Source organism: Nocardioides sp. (assembly GCF_044226765.1).
GTDB lineage: Bacteria > Actinomycetota > Actinomycetes > Propionibacteriales > Nocardioidaceae > Nocardioides.
Map to the genome: position 1 here is coordinate 15,702 of NZ_JBGAGJ010000008.1, position 15,121 is coordinate 30,822.

Annotated in this window: 13 protein-coding genes and 1 tRNA gene; 11 read left to right on the forward strand and 3 right to left on the reverse strand. The window is 72.8% G+C overall.

Annotated elements, in window-relative coordinates:
* The first annotated feature begins 88 nt into the window (after nt 1-88).
* The 10 genes from ACILRH_RS16100 to ACILRH_RS16145 all read left to right on the forward strand — a co-directional run bounded on the left by ACILRH_RS16100 (nt 89) and on the right by ACILRH_RS16145 (nt 10,717).
* A complete protein-coding gene (locus ACILRH_RS16100) occupies nt 89-1,702 on the forward strand; it encodes an AMP-binding protein (RefSeq protein ID WP_395694951.1) in 1,614 nt (537 codons plus the stop codon).
* A 69-nt stretch (nt 1,703-1,771) separates the two neighbouring features.
* Complete coding sequence (locus ACILRH_RS16105) at nt 1,772-2,236, forward strand: peroxiredoxin (RefSeq protein ID WP_395694952.1); 465 nt, start codon at nt 1,772-1,774, stop codon at nt 2,234-2,236.
* A 374-nt stretch (nt 2,237-2,610) separates the two neighbouring features.
* Nucleotides 2,611-2,682: transfer RNA gene (locus tag ACILRH_RS16110), tRNA-Val, on the forward strand.
* A gap of 289 nt (nt 2,683-2,971) precedes the next feature.
* Complete coding sequence (locus ACILRH_RS16115) at nt 2,972-3,664, forward strand: DNA alkylation repair protein (RefSeq protein WP_395694954.1); 693 nt, start codon at nt 2,972-2,974, stop codon at nt 3,662-3,664.
* Between the two features lie 25 nt (nt 3,665-3,689).
* On the forward strand, nt 3,690-4,076 hold the full coding sequence (locus ACILRH_RS16120) for a hypothetical protein (protein ID WP_395694956.1): 387 nt from the start codon (nt 3,690-3,692) through the stop codon (nt 4,074-4,076).
* 76 nt (nt 4,077-4,152) lie between these two features.
* On the forward strand, nt 4,153-6,447 hold the full coding sequence (locus ACILRH_RS16125; RefSeq protein WP_395694958.1) for an HAD-IB family hydrolase: 2,295 nt from the start codon (nt 4,153-4,155) through the stop codon (nt 6,445-6,447).
* Entirely contained in the window at nt 6,444-7,634 is a 1,191-nt protein-coding gene (locus tag ACILRH_RS16130; RefSeq protein WP_395694960.1) for a zinc-binding dehydrogenase, read from the forward strand. The genes ACILRH_RS16125 and ACILRH_RS16130 overlap by 4 nt, the downstream gene beginning before the upstream one ends.
* 106 nt (nt 7,635-7,740) lie before the next feature.
* Nucleotides 7,741-9,324 (forward strand): lactate racemase domain-containing protein, encoded by a 1,584-nt coding sequence (locus ACILRH_RS16135; protein WP_395694962.1) that lies wholly within the window; start codon nt 7,741-7,743, stop codon nt 9,322-9,324.
* A complete protein-coding gene (locus ACILRH_RS16140; protein ID WP_395694964.1) occupies nt 9,321-10,250 on the forward strand; it encodes a lysophospholipid acyltransferase family protein in 930 nt (309 codons plus the stop codon). Before ACILRH_RS16135 ends, ACILRH_RS16140 begins: the two co-directional genes overlap by 4 nt.
* A gap of 212 nt (nt 10,251-10,462) precedes the next feature.
* Nucleotides 10,463-10,717 carry a hypothetical protein gene (locus ACILRH_RS16145; RefSeq protein ID WP_395694966.1) on the forward strand — a complete coding sequence of 85 codons (255 nt, stop codon included), beginning with the start codon at nt 10,463-10,465 and terminating at the stop codon, nt 10,715-10,717.
* A 60-nt stretch (nt 10,718-10,777) separates the two neighbouring features.
* Here ACILRH_RS16145 and ACILRH_RS16150 read toward each other — a convergent pair whose 3' ends face one another.
* From ACILRH_RS16150 to ACILRH_RS16160, 3 genes are read right to left on the reverse strand one after another with little or no spacing between them, the layout of a single operon-like run.
* Entirely contained in the window at nt 10,778-11,446 is a 669-nt protein-coding gene (locus tag ACILRH_RS16150; protein WP_395694968.1) for a response regulator transcription factor, read from the reverse strand.
* Nucleotides 11,431-12,840: a sensor histidine kinase gene (locus ACILRH_RS16155; protein ID WP_395694969.1), complete on the reverse strand. Its 1,410-nt coding sequence runs from the start codon at nt 12,838-12,840 to the stop codon at nt 11,431-11,433. The genes ACILRH_RS16150 and ACILRH_RS16155 overlap by 16 nt, the downstream gene beginning before the upstream one ends.
* A complete protein-coding gene (locus tag ACILRH_RS16160; RefSeq protein ID WP_395694971.1) occupies nt 12,824-13,249 on the reverse strand; it encodes a hypothetical protein in 426 nt (141 codons plus the stop codon). Before ACILRH_RS16160 ends, ACILRH_RS16155 begins: the two co-directional genes overlap by 17 nt.
* Nucleotides 13,250-13,487: 238 nt before the next feature.
* Between ACILRH_RS16160 and ACILRH_RS16165 the strand changes: the two genes are divergently transcribed.
* Nucleotides 13,488-15,032: an AMP-binding protein gene (locus ACILRH_RS16165; protein WP_395694972.1), complete on the forward strand. Its 1,545-nt coding sequence runs from the start codon at nt 13,488-13,490 to the stop codon at nt 15,030-15,032.
* The last annotated feature ends 89 nt before the right edge of the window (nt 15,033-15,121 follow it).

Here is a 15,121-nt window from a genome sequence, read left to right on the forward strand (position 1 = left end):
GGACGGAGAGGTCGGGCCGGGACCCCGGGCGCCGGTGGTCGTTGGACCCGGACCGACCCGCTGACGAACCCACCACGAAAGGCAGCGCGTGCTCCCAGACGTCCTCCAGAAGGCCCTCGCCGGCGCCTCGGCGACCGGCACCACCCTCAAGGTCCTCGGGGAGGCGGGCGTCATCCGCCCCCACCGCCCGCTGGCGCTGGCGAAGGCGGCCCGCGCGCTGCGCGGCTGGGGGACCGGCCCCGCCGGCGGGTTCACCGCCGCGGCGCTGCTGGACCCCCGGCGTACGGCGATCGTCGACGAGCTGGGGTCGCTGACCTTCGACGAGATGCACCGCCGGTCCAACGCCCTGGCGCGCGGCTTCGCCGAGCTCGGGGTGACCGAGGGGAGCGGCGTGGCGCTGATGTGCCGCAACCACCGCGGGTTCGTCGACGCGAGCATCGCGGCGGCCAAGCTGGGCGCCGACATCCTCTACCTCAACACCGCGTTCGCCGGGCCGCAGCTGGTCGACGTGCTCGAGCGCGAGCAGCCCGCGGTCGTCGTCCACGACGAGGAGTTCACCCACCTGCTGGAGAAGGCCGACGCCGGCACCTCGGTGCTGGCGTGGATCGACGCGGACGCCTCCGGGCCGACCCTGGAGAAGCTGATCGCCGATCACTCCGACGCCGACCTGGAGCCGACCAGGCGGCACGGCCGGATCGTCATCCTCACCTCCGGCACGACCGGCACCCCCAAGGGCGCGCCGCGCAGCGAGGCCGGCATCGACGCTGCCGTGTCGCTCCTGTCGCGGATGCCGCTGAGGTACGGCTGGCGCACCCACGTGGCCGCCCCCCTCTTCCACACCTGGGGGTTCGCCCACCTGGCGCTGTCGATGCTCCTGGGCTCGACCGTCGTGCTGCGCCGCAGGTTCGACCCCGAGGGGTGCCTGGAGGTCGCGCAGGACGAGGGCTGCGACTCCCTCGTGGTCATCCCGGTGATGCTGCAGCGGATCATGGCGCTGCCCGAGGAGACGCTGCACCGCTACGACCTGTCCCGGGTCAAGGTGGTGGCGTCGTCGGGCTCGGCCCTGCCGGGCGACCTCGCCCTGGACTGGATGGACCACTTCGGGGACCACCTCTACAACATCTACGGCTCGACCGAGGTCGCCTACGCGTCCATCGCGACGCCCGAGGACCTGCGGGCGGCGCCGGCCGCGGCGGGCAAGCCGCCGTACGCGACGATCGTGAAGATCCTCGACGAGCAGGGCCGGGAGGTGGAGACCGGGAGGACCGGCCGGATCTTCGTCGGAAACGGGCTGCTCTTCGAGGGCTACACCGGGGGCGGCCACAAGGAGATCGTCGACGGGCTGATGTCCACCGGCGACGTCGGACGGTTCGACGAGAACGGTCGCCTGCACGTCGAGGGGCGGGACGACGAGATGATCGTCTCCGGAGGGGAGAACGTCTTCCCCAAGGAGGTCGAGGACTGCCTGATGCGCCACGACGCCGTCATCGAGGTCGCTGCGGTCGGCGTCGACGACCCCGACTTCGGCAAGCGGCTGCGGGCCTTCGTCGTCACCGACGGCTCGGTCTCCGAGGAGGACCTCAAGGGCTGGGTGAAGGAGAACCTGGCCCGCTACAAGGTGCCCCGCGACATCGTCTTCCTCGACGAGCTGCCCCGCAACGCCACCGGAAAGGTGCTCAAGCGGGACCTCGACACCGACTGACCCGGACCGCCCCGGGCTGCGGGCCGGCCCGGGCGCGGGGCCGTCGGCGGTGGGTGACAGGATTCGGTCATGACCGGACTCGAGCTGGGTGGCCCGGCCCCCGACTTCACGCTGCGCGACCAGTTCGGGCAGGACGTGTCGTTGTCGTCGTTCCGGGGCGCCAAGGCGGTGGCGATCGTGTTCTTCCCGTTCGCGTTCTCCGGGGTCTGCACCGGTGAGATGGCGGGCATCCGCGACCGGCTCGACGAGTTCCTGACGTTCGACACCGAGGTGCTCGGGATCTCCTGCGACCCGATGTACTCGCTGCGGGCGTTCGCCGACCAGGACGGCCTGAACTTCCCGCTGCTCTCGGACTACTGGCCGCATGGGGAGGTCGCCCGCGCCTACGACGTCTTCGACGAGGAGCGCGGCTGCCCGCGGCGGTCGTCGTACGTCGTGGACAAGGAGGGTCTGGTGCGCTGGGCCGTCCACAACGCGATGCCGGACGGCCGGGACCTCGACGAGCACCTGCGGCAGCTCACCGGCGCCCTCTGACCCCCGCTGGCCGCACTCCGTCGGCCACCCGCTGCCCCCTGGACTAGACCGGACTGGCGGATTTCGCGGACGTTTCGGGCGAACCCGCGACAGCGCTTGGCGGACCACCGTAATCTTGGGGTTGTTGGACCGCAGGTGACCCGAGACGCCTGCGGTCCGACTTCATTTCCGGGGGGCCGTTCCCCGGGTTCTTCGCGAGACGGGCCGACGCCAGCCGGCAGGACAAGAACGTCTACCCGTCCTTCCCGGGTAGCGGTCCGAACAAGGACACCTGTCAGTCCTGAGCCGGCGCCGCTGCGGCGGTCGGGCGGAGTCGTGTCGGCAGTCGATCGTGCGTAGTCTGTGGCCCGCTCGAAGCCCCGGCTCCGGGCGACGGGCGTATAGCTCAGCGGTAGAGCACCTCCCTTACAAGGAGGTGGTCGGGGGTTCGATCCCCTCTGCGCCCACTGACGAGCGTCCACCGAGCGCAGCGAGGAGGGCGCGAGGCAGTGGGCATGCGCCGACTCGGCGGAACTGGCGGGGGAGCGAAGCGGAGGAGCCGGCTTGCGCCGCGTCGGCGCCCCACCCGCGGTCGGTGAGCCGACGACGGTGGGCGAGGCGAGCTGACTCGGCGGAACTGGCGGGGGAGCGAAGCGGAGGAGCCGGCTTGCGCCGCGTCGGCGCCCCACTCGCGGTCGGTGAGCCGACGTGGGCGGACGACGCGCCGGACCCCGAGGCGCTCCCTAGGCTGACGCCGTGAGCGCTGCCGACTTCGAGCTCGTCGCCGCCGTCCGGACGGCGCTGGCCGAGCGAGCCGACCCGGAGCGGGCAGTGGCGCAGCAGCGCTACATGAAGTCCGCGATGCCGTTCCGGGGCCTCTCCTCTCCGGAGCTGAAGGCGGCGCTGCGGCCGCTGCTGCGCGACTGGGAGCCTGGCGACCGGGCGCGCTGGGAGGCGACCGTGCGGGCCCTGTGGGACGAGGCGGCGTTCCGCGAGGAGCGGTACGCCGCCCTCGCGGTCGCCCGGCACCGCCGGGCGCGTGCGTTCGTCGATGCCGCGGCCATGCCGCTGTTGCGTCACCTGGTCGAGACCGGCGCCTGGTGGGACCTCGTCGACGAGGTCGCCACGCACCTGGTCGGCGACGCGCTCGCCGGTGACCGCGACGAGCTGACCCCGGTGGTGCGGGCCTGGGCGCGCGACGAGGACCTCTGGGTGCGGCGGACGGCGGTGCTGGCCCAGGTCGGCCGCGGGGCCGGGACCGACCCCGAGCTGTTGCGCGACGTGGTCGAGGCGAACGTCGACGACCCGTCGTTCTGGCTGCGCAAGGCGATCGGTTGGGCACTGCGCGACCGCGCCCGCACCGACCCCGCGTGGGTGCGTGCAGAGGTCGAGCGGCTCGGTGAGCGGCTCTCCGGTCTGTCCCGCCGTGAGGCGATGAAGCACCTCTAGGGCCCGGACCCGCTAGCGTTCGCCCATGATCCGGATGCTCATCAGCCTGGTGATCCAGCTCGCCGCGAACGCCCTCGGGCTGATCGTGGCCGCTGCGATCCTCGACAAGATGACGATCACGGGCGCCGCCTTCGTGATCGCCGTCGTCATCTTCACGGTCGTCTACGCGCTCATGCAGCCGTTCCTGACCCAGCTCGCGGTGAGCAAGGCCTCGGCGCTGCGCGGAGGCGTCGCGCTGGTCGCCACGTTCATCGCGCTGATCATCACCGCGGCGATCTCCAGCGGCCTCTCCATCCAGGGGGCCGCGACCTGGCTCGAGGCGACGCTGATCGTCTGGGTGGTCTCGCTGCTGGGCGTGTTCATCCTGCCGCTGATCTTCGTCAAGAACCGGGTCGAGGAGCGGCGCTCCTGACGGACGCCGGTCGGGCTGGGTTGCGCCGGGGTGCAGAATCGCCGCATGTGCCTCAACCGGGTGAGGAGGACGCTGGATGCAGGAGACCGTCGCTGAACGGCTCGACGGGCAGCACGTGCTGCTCACGGGTGTCACCGGCTTCGTCGGGGAGGCACTGCTCCAGCTGCTGCTGACCGAGGTCCCGGGCGTGCGGGTCACCGTCCTGGTGCGGCCCAAGGGATCCACCACCGCGCAGGCCCGCACCGACGCGCTGCTGCGCAAGCCGATCTTCGCCGAGGTGCAGGAGGCGGCCGCGCGGGTGCAGGTCCTCTCCGGCGACCTCACCGACGTGCCGCCGCTGCCGGCCGACCTGGACGCCGTCGTGCACTGTGCCGGCGACGTCTCCTTCGACCCGCCGGTCGACGAGGGCTTCCGCACCAACGTCGTCGGTGCGCGCGACCTGCTCGACCGGATCCGCGAGACCGGCCGCGACCCGCACTACGTGCACATCTCGACGGCCTACGTCGCGGGCCGCCGCCGCGGGGTCATCCCCGAGGGGCCGGTCGACCACGACGTCGACCTGGAGGCCGAGCTCGCCTGGGGGCTCGCCCAGCGCAGCTCGATCGAGCACCGGTCGCGCACGGCGTACCTGCTGGAGACCGAGCGCCGCAAGGCGGAGAAGGCGCACAGCCGCGCGGGTCTGCTCACCGCGGCCGCCGCGACCGAGGCGGCGCGCAAGGAGTGGGTCAAGAAGGAGCTGGTGCGGGTCGGCACCGAGCGGGCCCGCAGCCTCGGCTGGACCGACTGCTACACGTTCACCAAGGCGCTCGGGGAGCGGGTCGTCGAGGCGTACGCCGCCGAGCCGCACCGCGTGTCGATCGTGCGGCCCAGCATCATCGAGTCCGCACTCGAGAAGCCCTACCCGGGGTGGATCGAGGGCTTCAAGATGGCCGAGCCGCTGATCCTCGCCTACGGGCGCGGCGAGCTGCCCGACTTCCCGGCCTCGGCCGACACCGTCATCGACATCGTGCCGGTCGACCACGTCGTCGCCGCGATCGTGGCGGTCCTGGCCGACCCGCCCGAGCCCGGCGAGCCGGCGTACTTCCACGTCTCGTCCGGTGGGCGCAACCCGGTGACGTTCCGGCGGCTCTACGACACGATCCGCCGCTACTTCGACGAGCACCCGTTCGTCGGCGGGGAGCGCGGGGCGGCGCGGCTGCCGGACTGGCGGTTCGCCGGCGCCCAGTCCGTCGAGCGGCTGCTGGTGACCAGCGAGCGGGCGCACCGGGTGGCCGACTACGTGGTGGGTCGGGCGCCCCGCAGTGACCGGGCGCGGGACCTGGCGCGCAAGCTCGACCAGCAGGGCCGGCGGCTGGAGTTCCTGCGTCGCTACCTCGACATCTACCACGAGTACGCCGTCGCGGAGCTGCACTTCGCCGACGCCCACACGGTGGCGCTCTTCGAGTCGCTGACGCCCGCGGACCGTGAGCGGTTCGCGTTCGACACCTCGGTCATCGACTGGGAGCACTACCTCGGCGAGGTGCACTGCCCGGCCGTCACCGCGCCGGTGCGGCGGATGGACGAGCTGCGGAGGAAGCGTCGTGCGGCGGCCGCTCCGGGGTTGCGGCCGCTGTCGGGTGCGGGGGTCTCGACAAGCCCGACCACCGGGGACAGCTCGACCACCGGGGACGGTGTCGCGGCGTTCTTCGACATGGACGGCACGCTGCTGTCCTCCAACGTCATCGAGACCTACCTGTGGCTGCGGCTGCGCGAGCAGGGCGGCGCCGAGCGGATGGGTGAGCTGGGCCGGATGGTGGCGCGACTGCCCCACCTGGTGCGCGCCGAGCGGCGCGAGCGCAGCTCCTTCCTGCGGGCGGTCTACCGGGAGTACGCCGGCGCGCGGCTGTCGGACCTGGAGGCGATCGCGGACGAGCAGCTCACCTCCCACGTGCTGGCCCGGCTCTCGCCCGACGCGGTGCGGCGGATCCGCGAGCACCGGTCCGCCGGCCATCGCACCGTGCTGATCACAGGCGCGATCGCCCCGCTGACCCGGCCGCTCGCGCCGCTGTTCGACCACGTCGAGGCGGCCCGGCTCGCGGTCGACGCCGACGGGATCTGCACCGGGTTCCTGGCATCCTCGCCGCTGGTGGGGGAGTCGCGCGCGGCCTGGATGCGCGGCTATGCCGCCGAGCACGGGATCGATCTGGCGACGTCCTACGGCTACGCCGACTCCCACTCGGACCTGCCGCTGCTCGAGGCCGTCGGGCGGCCGGTCGCGGTCCGGCCGGACGTCCCGCTCTTCCGGCACGCCCGCCGGCACCGCTGGACGATCGTCGACTGGGCCAGCCCCCCGGCCTCCACCCGGAGGCTCAACCCGGCAGGCCGCCCATGATGCTCGCGCTGGAGATGTTCCGATCGGTCCCGCGCGCCGTGGCGGGCCGGGCCGTCGGGGGCCGGATGCCCGGCCTGCTGTCCGGCTTCGCCGCGCCGCTGCGCCTGGTGACGATCGCCGAGCCTCGCGTCGAGCGTCCCGGCTGGGCGCGGCTGCGCACCCGTCTGTCGGGCATCTGCGGGTCCGACCTCGGCGCCCTGTCGGGGCGCACCAGCCTCTACTTCTCGGCCCTGGTGTCCATGCCGTTCGTGCCCGGCCACGAGGTGGTGGCCGAGCTGCTGGAGGACTGTGAGGACCTGCCGCGCGGGACCCGGGTCGTCGTCGACCCGGTCCTCGGCTGCGCCGCTCGCGGCGTCGAGCCGTGCCCGTCCTGCGCGACCGGGGCCACCAACCGGTGCGAGCGGATCACCGTCGGTCACCTCTCGCCGGGCCTGCAGACCGGCTTCTGCCACGACACCGGCGGCGGGTGGGGCCAGCAGCTGACGGCCCACCGCAGCCAGCTGCATCCGGTGCCGGAGGGGTTCTCCGACGAGCAGGCGATCTTGGTGGAGCCGGTCGCGTGCGCGGTGCACACGGCGCTGCGCGCGGGCGTCCGCAGCGGTGACCGCGTGCTCGTCAGCGGTGCGGGGTCCGTCGGCCTGTTCGCGACCCTGGCGCTGCGCGAGCTCACCGACGCCGGCGAGATCGTCGTGGTCGCCAAGCACCCCCACCAGCGCGAGCTGGCCCGCGAGCTCGGCGCGACCGAGGTCGTGGCGCCCGGTGAGGTGCTGCGCCGGGTCCGCCGCGCGACGGGCGCCTTCCAGCTCGAGCCGGAGCTGTCCTCGCCGTACCTCCTCGGCGGGGTCGACGTCGCGATCGACGCGGTGGGCAGCAAGCAGTCGCTCGAGACCGCGCTGCACGCCACCCGGGCCGGTGGCCGGGTGCTGCTGTCGGGCATGCCCGCGCCCGCGGACCTGTCCGCCGCCTGGTTCCGCGAGCTCGAGGTCGTCGGCACCTACGCCTCGGCGCACGGCGACGGGGCCTTCGAGACGGCCGTCGGGCTGGTCGCCGGCGACGCCGTCCAGCAGCTCGCCAAGGGGGTGGCCGCCTATCCGCTCCACCGGTGGCGCGAGGCCCTCGACCATGCCCACTCGGCCGGCCGGCTCGGCACGGTCAAGGTCGCGTTCTCACCGGGCAGCACGTCGTGAGGTACCAACGACGTGCGTGGGCCCGGGGAGGTCGAGCAAGCGCGACCGAGGAACGAGGTCGCGACCGCGCGTCGAGACCCAGTCAGATGTCAGGAGCGATCAGACCATGAGTAGGCCCGGATTCGTCCTCGAGGTGGACGACCGCACCCCGCCGCTCGTCGTGCACGAGGGGCTGGGCTTCCGGCTGGAGGACGGGTTCCCCCTCGGCACGCGGGTCGTCTACCCGCCGGAGTCCATCCCGACGGTGCCCGACGTCGACGCGGCGATCCGTGACGCGCTGCTGAACCCGGTCGACTCCGAGCCGCTGCCGGCGCTGCTGCGACCCGGCATGCGGCTGACCATCGCCTTCGACGACCTGTCGCTGCCGCTGCCGACGATGCGTCCGCCGGACATCCGGGGCCGGATCATCGAGCACGTGCTGAGCCTGGCCGCGGACGCCGGCGTCGACGACGTGCAGCTGATCGCCGCCAATGCCCTGCATCGTCGGATGACCGCGGCGGAGCTGCGGCACATCGTGGGGGAGCGGGTGTTCCGCTCGTTCTACCCGCAGGGCGACCTCTACAACTTCGACGCCGAGGACCGCGACGCGCTCGCGCACCTCGGCACCACGGAGAAGGGCGAGGACGTCGAGATCAGCAAGCGGGCGGCGGAGTCCGACCTGCTCGTCTACGTCAACGTCAACCTCGTGGCGATGGACGGCGGTCACAAGTCGGTGGGCATCGGCCTGGCGTCGTACAAGTCGCTGCGCCACCACCACAACGCCAAGACGATGGTCCACTCGCGCTCCTTCATGGACCACAAGCACTCCGCGATGCACCACTCCGCGTGGCGGATGGGTCGGTTGATCAAGGACCACGTCAAGGTCTTCCAGATCGAGACGACGCTGGACAACAACGTGTTCCCGAAGGCCTTCGACTTCCTGCAGAAGCGGGAGTGGGAGTGGTCGGTGCGCGACCAGGCGTCGATGCTCGCGGTCCGGCGCGGGCTGGGGCTCGCACCGCAACGGGCGCGGCACAAGATGTTCCACGACATGCGGTCCGCCTACGGGCTGACCGGCATCAACGCCGGCGAGGTCGAGGCCGTCCACGAGCGGACCCTGCAGAAGGTGCACCAGCAGCACCTCGTCGAGGTGCAGGGCCAGTCCGACGTGCTCGTCATGGGCGTGCCCTACCTCGGGCCCTACAACGTCAACAGCTCGATGAACCCGGTCCTCGCCACCTGCATGGGACTCGGGTACTACTTCAACTCCTACCGAGGCCAGCCGGTCGTCCGCAAGGGCGGGGCGGTGATCCTCTACCACCCGCTCGACGAGGGGTTCAACCAGCTGCACCACCCGTCGTACGTCGACTTCTACGAGGAGGTCCTCGCCGAGTCGACGGATCCGGCGGTGGTGGGGGAGAAGTACGAGCAGCAGTTCGCGCAGGACCCCTGGTACATCCACCTCTACCGCACCTCGCACGCCTACCACGGGGTCCACCCGTTCTACATGTGGTACTGGGCTGCGCACGCCATGGACCACGTCGACGAGGTGGTCTGGGTCGGTGGCAACCGGCGCGTCGCCGCCCGGCTCGGCTTCCGCGCGGCGTCGACCCTGGCCGACGCGCTGGAGATGGTCTCGGGCACCGTCGGCACCTCGCCGTCGATCACCTACCTGCACAACCCGCCCCACCTGCTCGCGGACGTGCGATGAGCTCGTTCCTCAAGGAGTCGGTCGACGACGTCCGCGTGGTCGCGCGCGGGTGGCGGTGGGGCCGGCGCGCGCAGGTGCCGCGGTCGGCCGAGGCGTGGGTGCCTCCGGCGCGGTCCACCGTCTTCCGCACCGACTGGTCGCGGCGGCGGCCCGCGGTCGCCGCGCGGGAGGTGGCGCAGAAGGTCGGGCTGGAGCCGCTGTTCCGGTCGCAGGTGCGGACCCGGGTCGAGGGGCTGGACGTGCTCGCGCGGGTCGACGGGCCGGTCATCTTCGTCGCCAACCACGCCTCGCACCTCGACACGCCGCTGATCCTGCTGTCGCTGCCCGACGAGTGGCGCCGGCGTACGGCGGTGGCGGCCGCGGCCGACTACTTCTTCGACACCTGGTGGCGGGCCGTCGGCTCGGTGCTGCTGTTCAACACCTTCCCGATCGACCGGCGCGGCGGCTCGCTGGCGGCCACGCCCGGGGAGGTGCTGGCCGACGGCTGGAGCCTGGTGATCTACCCCGAGGGCACCCGGTCGACCGACGGGTGGGTCGGCAAGTTCCGGATGGGGGCGGCGTTCCTGGCCAAGGAGCACGACGTCCCGATCGTGCCGGTGGCGCACCGCGGCACCTTCGCCGCGATGCCGCGAGGAGCGGGCTGGCCGGCGCCGGGCCGGCGCCAGCTGACCATCCGGTTCGGCGAGCCGCTGACGGCCGGCGCCGACGAGTCGGTCCGGGACTTCGCCGCGCGGGTGAAGGACGGGGTGGCCGCCCTGCTCGACGAGGACCGGACGACCTGGTGGGAGGCCCGGCGCCGGGTCGCCGCCGGTGCCGTGCCCGATCCCTCGGGGCCCTCGGTCGCCGCGTGGCGCCGGGTCTGGGAGCAGACCCAGTCCCCGGTCGCCGACGCCCCCGCCCGCAAGCGGCGGGCCTGGCGCCGCTGAGCCCTGGCCGTCGCAGGTCCACCACGGTATGTAGGTGAACCTTCACTTCCCACGGTGGGCATGCCGTGGGAAGTGAGGGTTCGACTGCATCCCGTGATGAACCTGAGGCGTCCGAGGCACTGGTGAGAGTGCCCTCATCCGGGCCTCACGGCCGGCTCATCGCGGTCGGGGAGCCTCGTGGTCACGACAACCCCTTCCGAGAGGACTCCTCGATGACCAGCATCCTGAAGACCACCACCCTCGCCCTCGGCGGCCTCGTCACGGCCGCGCTCGTCGCGTGGAGCGCACCGGCGCTCGCCAGCCACGGCGGCGACGACCCGGCCGGGCACCAGCGGCACGGCCACCACGGCCACCACGGCCAGCACCACGGCCACGGTGAGCGGCACCACGGCCACGGTGCCGACGACCCGGCCGGTCACGACGCGGGCGACGACCACGGCAGCGGCGGGCACGGCGCCGACGACTGACCGACCTCGCCGAGTCGGCGCTACTGCAGTCCGCCGGCGGCAGTGGCGCCGACTCGGCACTCAGCGGTCGAACCGGTAGCCCATGCCGCGCACCGTGGCGATGGTGCCGGCGCCCAGCTTGCGGCGCAGGTAGCCGACGTAGACGTCGACGACGTTCGACCCCGGGTCGAAGTCGAGGCCCCAGACGTGGTCGAGCAGCTGCTCGCGGGAGAGGACCTGGCCGGCGTGGAGCATGAGGAACTCGCAGAGCACGAACTCCCGCGCGGACAGGTCCACCTCGCGGCCGCCCACCTGGGCGCGGCGGGTGCGCAGGTCGAGGCGCACGCCGCCCTGGACCAGCACGTCCGGCCGCTGACCGGCCGGGTCGGATCGCTGCCGCAGCCGCAGCCGGACCCGGGCGAGAAGCTCGGCGAACCGGAACGGCTTGGGCACGTAGTCGTCGGCACCGCCCTCGAGCGCCGTCACCGTGTCACCCACCGAGTCCCGCGCGGTCAGCACGATCACCGGCACCCGCGAGCCCTGCGAGCGCAGCTGGTCGAGCACCTCGAAGCCGTCCATGCCCGGCAGCCCGATGTCGAGCACGACCAGGTCGTGGTCGCCGCTCAGCGCGTGGTCCAGGCCGTGGCGGCCGTCGGCGACCGTGGTGGTCAGGTGGCCGTCGGCACGCAGACCCTTGGCCACGAACGAGGCGATGCGCTCCTCGTCCTCGACGATCAGGATGCGGGCCACGTGTCCTCCTCGGGGATCGAGATGACGAAGCGGGCCCCGGTCGGCTCGGCGTCCTCGACGCTCACGCCGCCCGAGTGGGCACGGGCGATCGCGCCGACGATCGAGAGGCCGAGACCGAAGCCCTCGTCACCAGGAGGTACGGCGCTGCGGCCGAATCGTTCGAAGATCCGGGCGCGGTCCTCGGGCGGCACGCCCGGGCCGGAGTCGCGGACCCACAACCGGACCGTGCCGCCGGCGTACGACGAGCCGATCGCGACCAGGTCGCCCGGGCGGGTGTGCTTCACCGCGTTGTCGGCGAGCTGCAGGAGCGCCTGGGTGAGCCGTTGCTCGTCGGCCAGGATCTTGTGCTCGGCGACGGCGTCGAGCTCCCACGTGCGGTCGCCCAGGCCGCGAGCCTTGGCGAGCACGTCGCGTGTCAGGGCCTCGAGGTCGACCTCGCGCAGGTGGAGGAAGTCGGGGCGGTCGCTCTTGGCCAGCACCACCAGGTCGCCGACCAGGCGCCCCATCCGGTCCGTCTCGTCGAGGAGCAGCTCGCGGGTGGCGGCGACCTCCTCGGAGTCCTCGGGGTCGAGCAGCTCCAGGTGCCCGCGCAGCACCGTCAGCGGGGTGCGGAGCTCGTGGCTCGCGTCGTCGAGGAACTGTCGCTGGCCGACGAACGCGCCCTCCAGTCGGCCGAGCATCCCGTTGACGGTGCGGGTGAGGGCGGTGATGTCGTCGTTGCCGGTCTCCGGCAGGCGGCGGGACAGGTCGGTCGCCGAGATCTCGTCGGTGGTCTGCCGCAGGGTCCGCAGCGGCGAGAGCAGCCGCCCCGAGACCCAGGCCGCGACCGCGGTGACGACGAGCAGCGTCAGCGCCGCGACGATCGCGTAGGTGCGCATCGTCTCGTGCAGGCCCGCCCGGGCTCGGTCCAGGAACCGGACCACGACGAGCGCTCCGACGGACCGCCCCTGCTGGACGCCCTGCACGCTGACCTCCAGCTCGCCTGCCGGCGAGCCGACCCGGTCGGTCCCGTTGACCGGGAGCAGTCGTACGACGGCGGCGGCCAGCTCGGGGCTGGCGCTGATCTCGTCCCAGGCCGGTGACTGGACGCGCGCCGCCCCGTCCCACCAGCCCACCAGCAGCTCGTCGTCGTCGGGCACCGTGCGCTGCAGGTAGACCCGCACCATCGACCCGGTGTCCGGGAACGGCTCGCCGGTGGCCGGGTCGACGCCTCCGCGCTGCAGCTTGCGCAGCTGCGCGAACTCGCGCGCGGTGTCGGACGCCAGCTGCCGGTCCAGCCGCGCGGACTCGATGGACCACACGACGGCGCCGGCCAGGACCAGGCCGGCGAGCAGCAGCAGGGCGACGGTCGCGGTGATCCGGGTGCGGACCGAGACGCTAGCCCTCCCCGCCACCGTGCCCGCCACCGTGCCCGCCGTCGTCGCCGCCCGAGCCATCGCGCGAGCCGTGGCCCGAGCCGTGGCCCGAGCCGTGGCCGGAGGACTGGTCACCCCCACGGTCACCACCGTGGTCGTCTCCCACCTCGTGCGGCTCCGGCGTGACCACCTCGACCTGGTGCTCGACCTCCGGACCGGCGGACGGGCCCGACGTCGGTGCCGGTGAGGTCGACGGCGAGGTCGACGGCGAGGTCGACGGCGAGGTCGACGGGGAGGGGGTGTGCCCGGCCGGGTGCGGCTCGCGGAGCACGATCGTGCGCCGTGGCGCCGGGTCGTCGGAGGCGGACGCGGCGAGCGACCCCGCGGCGTACGACCCGAGCGGCACGACGACGGCGAGCGTGGCCAGGACCTTCCAGACGGTGCGCATGTGCCGACGGTCCCTCCCCGCGGTGCGGTCCTCATGAGACGCCGGTGAGAGCCTTCTCATCGGCGGGCGCGGAAGTCCCGCTACCGGTCCCAACGGAGCACGGTGGCCACCGGTTCACCGCCCACCGGGGCCGACCTCGCGACCGCTCGGCGACGTCGACCGACCGTTCGTCGGGTCGGGACCGTCGGATCACCGCGACCAACCTCCAGGCAGCGTGACCCTCATTACAGTGGGCGGCATGTTCGTGCCGTTCAGCGTCCGTGACTTCCTCGACCGCGCCGTGCAGGTGTACGGCGACCGCATCGGCGTCGTCGACGAGCCGGACCAGCCCGCGCCGTCCCAGGGGGAGCTGACCTACGCGCAGATGGGTCAGCTGGCGCGCCGGCAGGCCGCGAAGCTCGACGAGCTCGGCTTGGCGGTGGGTGACCGGGTCGCGATCGTGAGCCACAACAGCGCGCGGCTGCTGACGTCGTTCTTCGGTGTCAGCGGCTGGGGCCGGGTGCTCGTGCCGGTCAACTTCCGGCTGCGCCCCGACGAGGTGCGCTACATCGTGGAGCACTCCGGTGCGCGGGTGCTGCTGGTCGACCCGGAGCTCGCGGACGAGCTGGCCGATGTCGAGGCCGAGTTCAAGTTCGTCATCGGCGACGACGACGAGCTCTACGCCCGTCCGGGCGTGCAGCCGCGACACTGGGAGCCCGACGAGAACGCGACGGCCTGCATCAACTACACCTCCGGCACCACGGCTCGCCCCAAGGGCGTGCAGATCACCCACCGCAACATCTGGGTCAACGCGGTGACGTTCGGGTTGCACGCGCAGACCAGCGACCGCGACGTCTACCTGCACACCCTCCCGATGTTCCACGCGAACGGGTGGGGCTGGCCCTACCTCGCGACCGGGGTGGGTGCCAAGCACGTCGTCATCCGCAAGATCGACGGTGCGGAGATCCTGCGCCGGGTCGAGGAGCACGGCGTGACCGTGATGTGCGCTGCCCCCGCCGTGGCCGCGGCCGTGCTCGACGCAGCGCAGAGCTGGGACGGCCCCGTCCCGGGCCGCGACCGGGTGCGGATCATCATGGCCGGCGCCCCGCCCCCCACCAAGACCGTCGCGCGCGTCGAGGAGGAGCTCGGCTGGGAGTTCATCCAGATCTACGGCCTGACCGAGACCTCGCCGCTGCTGACCTTCAACCGCAGCCGGGCCGAGTGGGACCACCTCGACCCGCTGGAGAAGGCGACGCGGCTGACCCGGGCCGGCGCGCCGGCACTGGGCGTGCGGCTGAAGATCTCCGAGGACGAGGCGAACGCCGGTGAGGTGCTCGCGCGGTCCAACGTGGTCCTCGAGGGCTACTGGGAGCAGCCCGAGGAGTCGGCAAGGGCACTGGCCGACGGCTGGTTCCACACCGGTGACGGCGGCGTGATCGGCGACGACGGCTACCTGTCCATCTCCGACCGCAAGAAGGACGTCATCATCACCGGCGGCGAGAACGTCTCCTCGATCGAGGTCGAGGACGTGCTCTTCTCCCACCCGGCGGTCGCCGAGGTCGCGGTCATCGGGGTGCCCAGCGAGAAGTGGGGCGAGACGATCAAGGCCCTGGTCGTGCTCGTCCCCGGCCACTCCGTCACCGAGGCCGAGCTCATCGCCTGGTGCAAGGACAAGGCCGCCGGCTACAAGGCGCCCACCTCGGTGGAGTTCCGCGACGCGCTCGCTCGCACCGCGACCGGCAAGCTGCAGAAGTTCAAGCTGCGCGCGCCCTACTGGGAGGGCTACGACCGCCAGGTCCACTGACCCCGCGGGCGCGGGTGCGGGCGCGGGCGCGGGCTCCGGGGGCGCGTCATGCGGGGTGGTCGCTCGGGCAGCCGGTTCGGATGACGTGC

What these genes read in the sequence shown, in the direction of transcription:
- ACILRH_RS16120 (WP_395694956.1), top strand. Translation starts at nt 3,690, where the DNA reads ATGATCCGGATGCTCATCAGCCTGGTGATCCAGCTCGCCGCGAACGCC.
- ACILRH_RS16105 (WP_395694952.1), top strand. Translation starts at nt 1,772, where the DNA reads ATGACCGGACTCGAGCTGGGTGGCCCGGCCCCCGACTTCACGCTGCGC.
- ACILRH_RS16160 (WP_395694971.1), bottom strand. Translation starts at nt 13,249, where the DNA reads ATGCGCACCGTCTGGAAGGTCCTGGCCACGCTCGCCGTCGTCGTGCCG.
- ACILRH_RS16130 (WP_395694960.1), top strand. Translation starts at nt 6,444, where the DNA reads ATGATGCTCGCGCTGGAGATGTTCCGATCGGTCCCGCGCGCCGTGGCG.
- ACILRH_RS16145 (WP_395694966.1), top strand. Translation starts at nt 10,463, where the DNA reads ATGACCAGCATCCTGAAGACCACCACCCTCGCCCTCGGCGGCCTCGTC.
- ACILRH_RS16165 (WP_395694972.1), top strand. Translation starts at nt 13,488, where the DNA reads ATGTTCGTGCCGTTCAGCGTCCGTGACTTCCTCGACCGCGCCGTGCAG.
- ACILRH_RS16140 (WP_395694964.1), top strand. Translation starts at nt 9,321, where the DNA reads ATGAGCTCGTTCCTCAAGGAGTCGGTCGACGACGTCCGCGTGGTCGCG.
- ACILRH_RS16125 (WP_395694958.1), top strand. Translation starts at nt 4,153, where the DNA reads ATGCAGGAGACCGTCGCTGAACGGCTCGACGGGCAGCACGTGCTGCTC.
- ACILRH_RS16135 (WP_395694962.1), top strand. Translation starts at nt 7,741, where the DNA reads ATGAGTAGGCCCGGATTCGTCCTCGAGGTGGACGACCGCACCCCGCCG.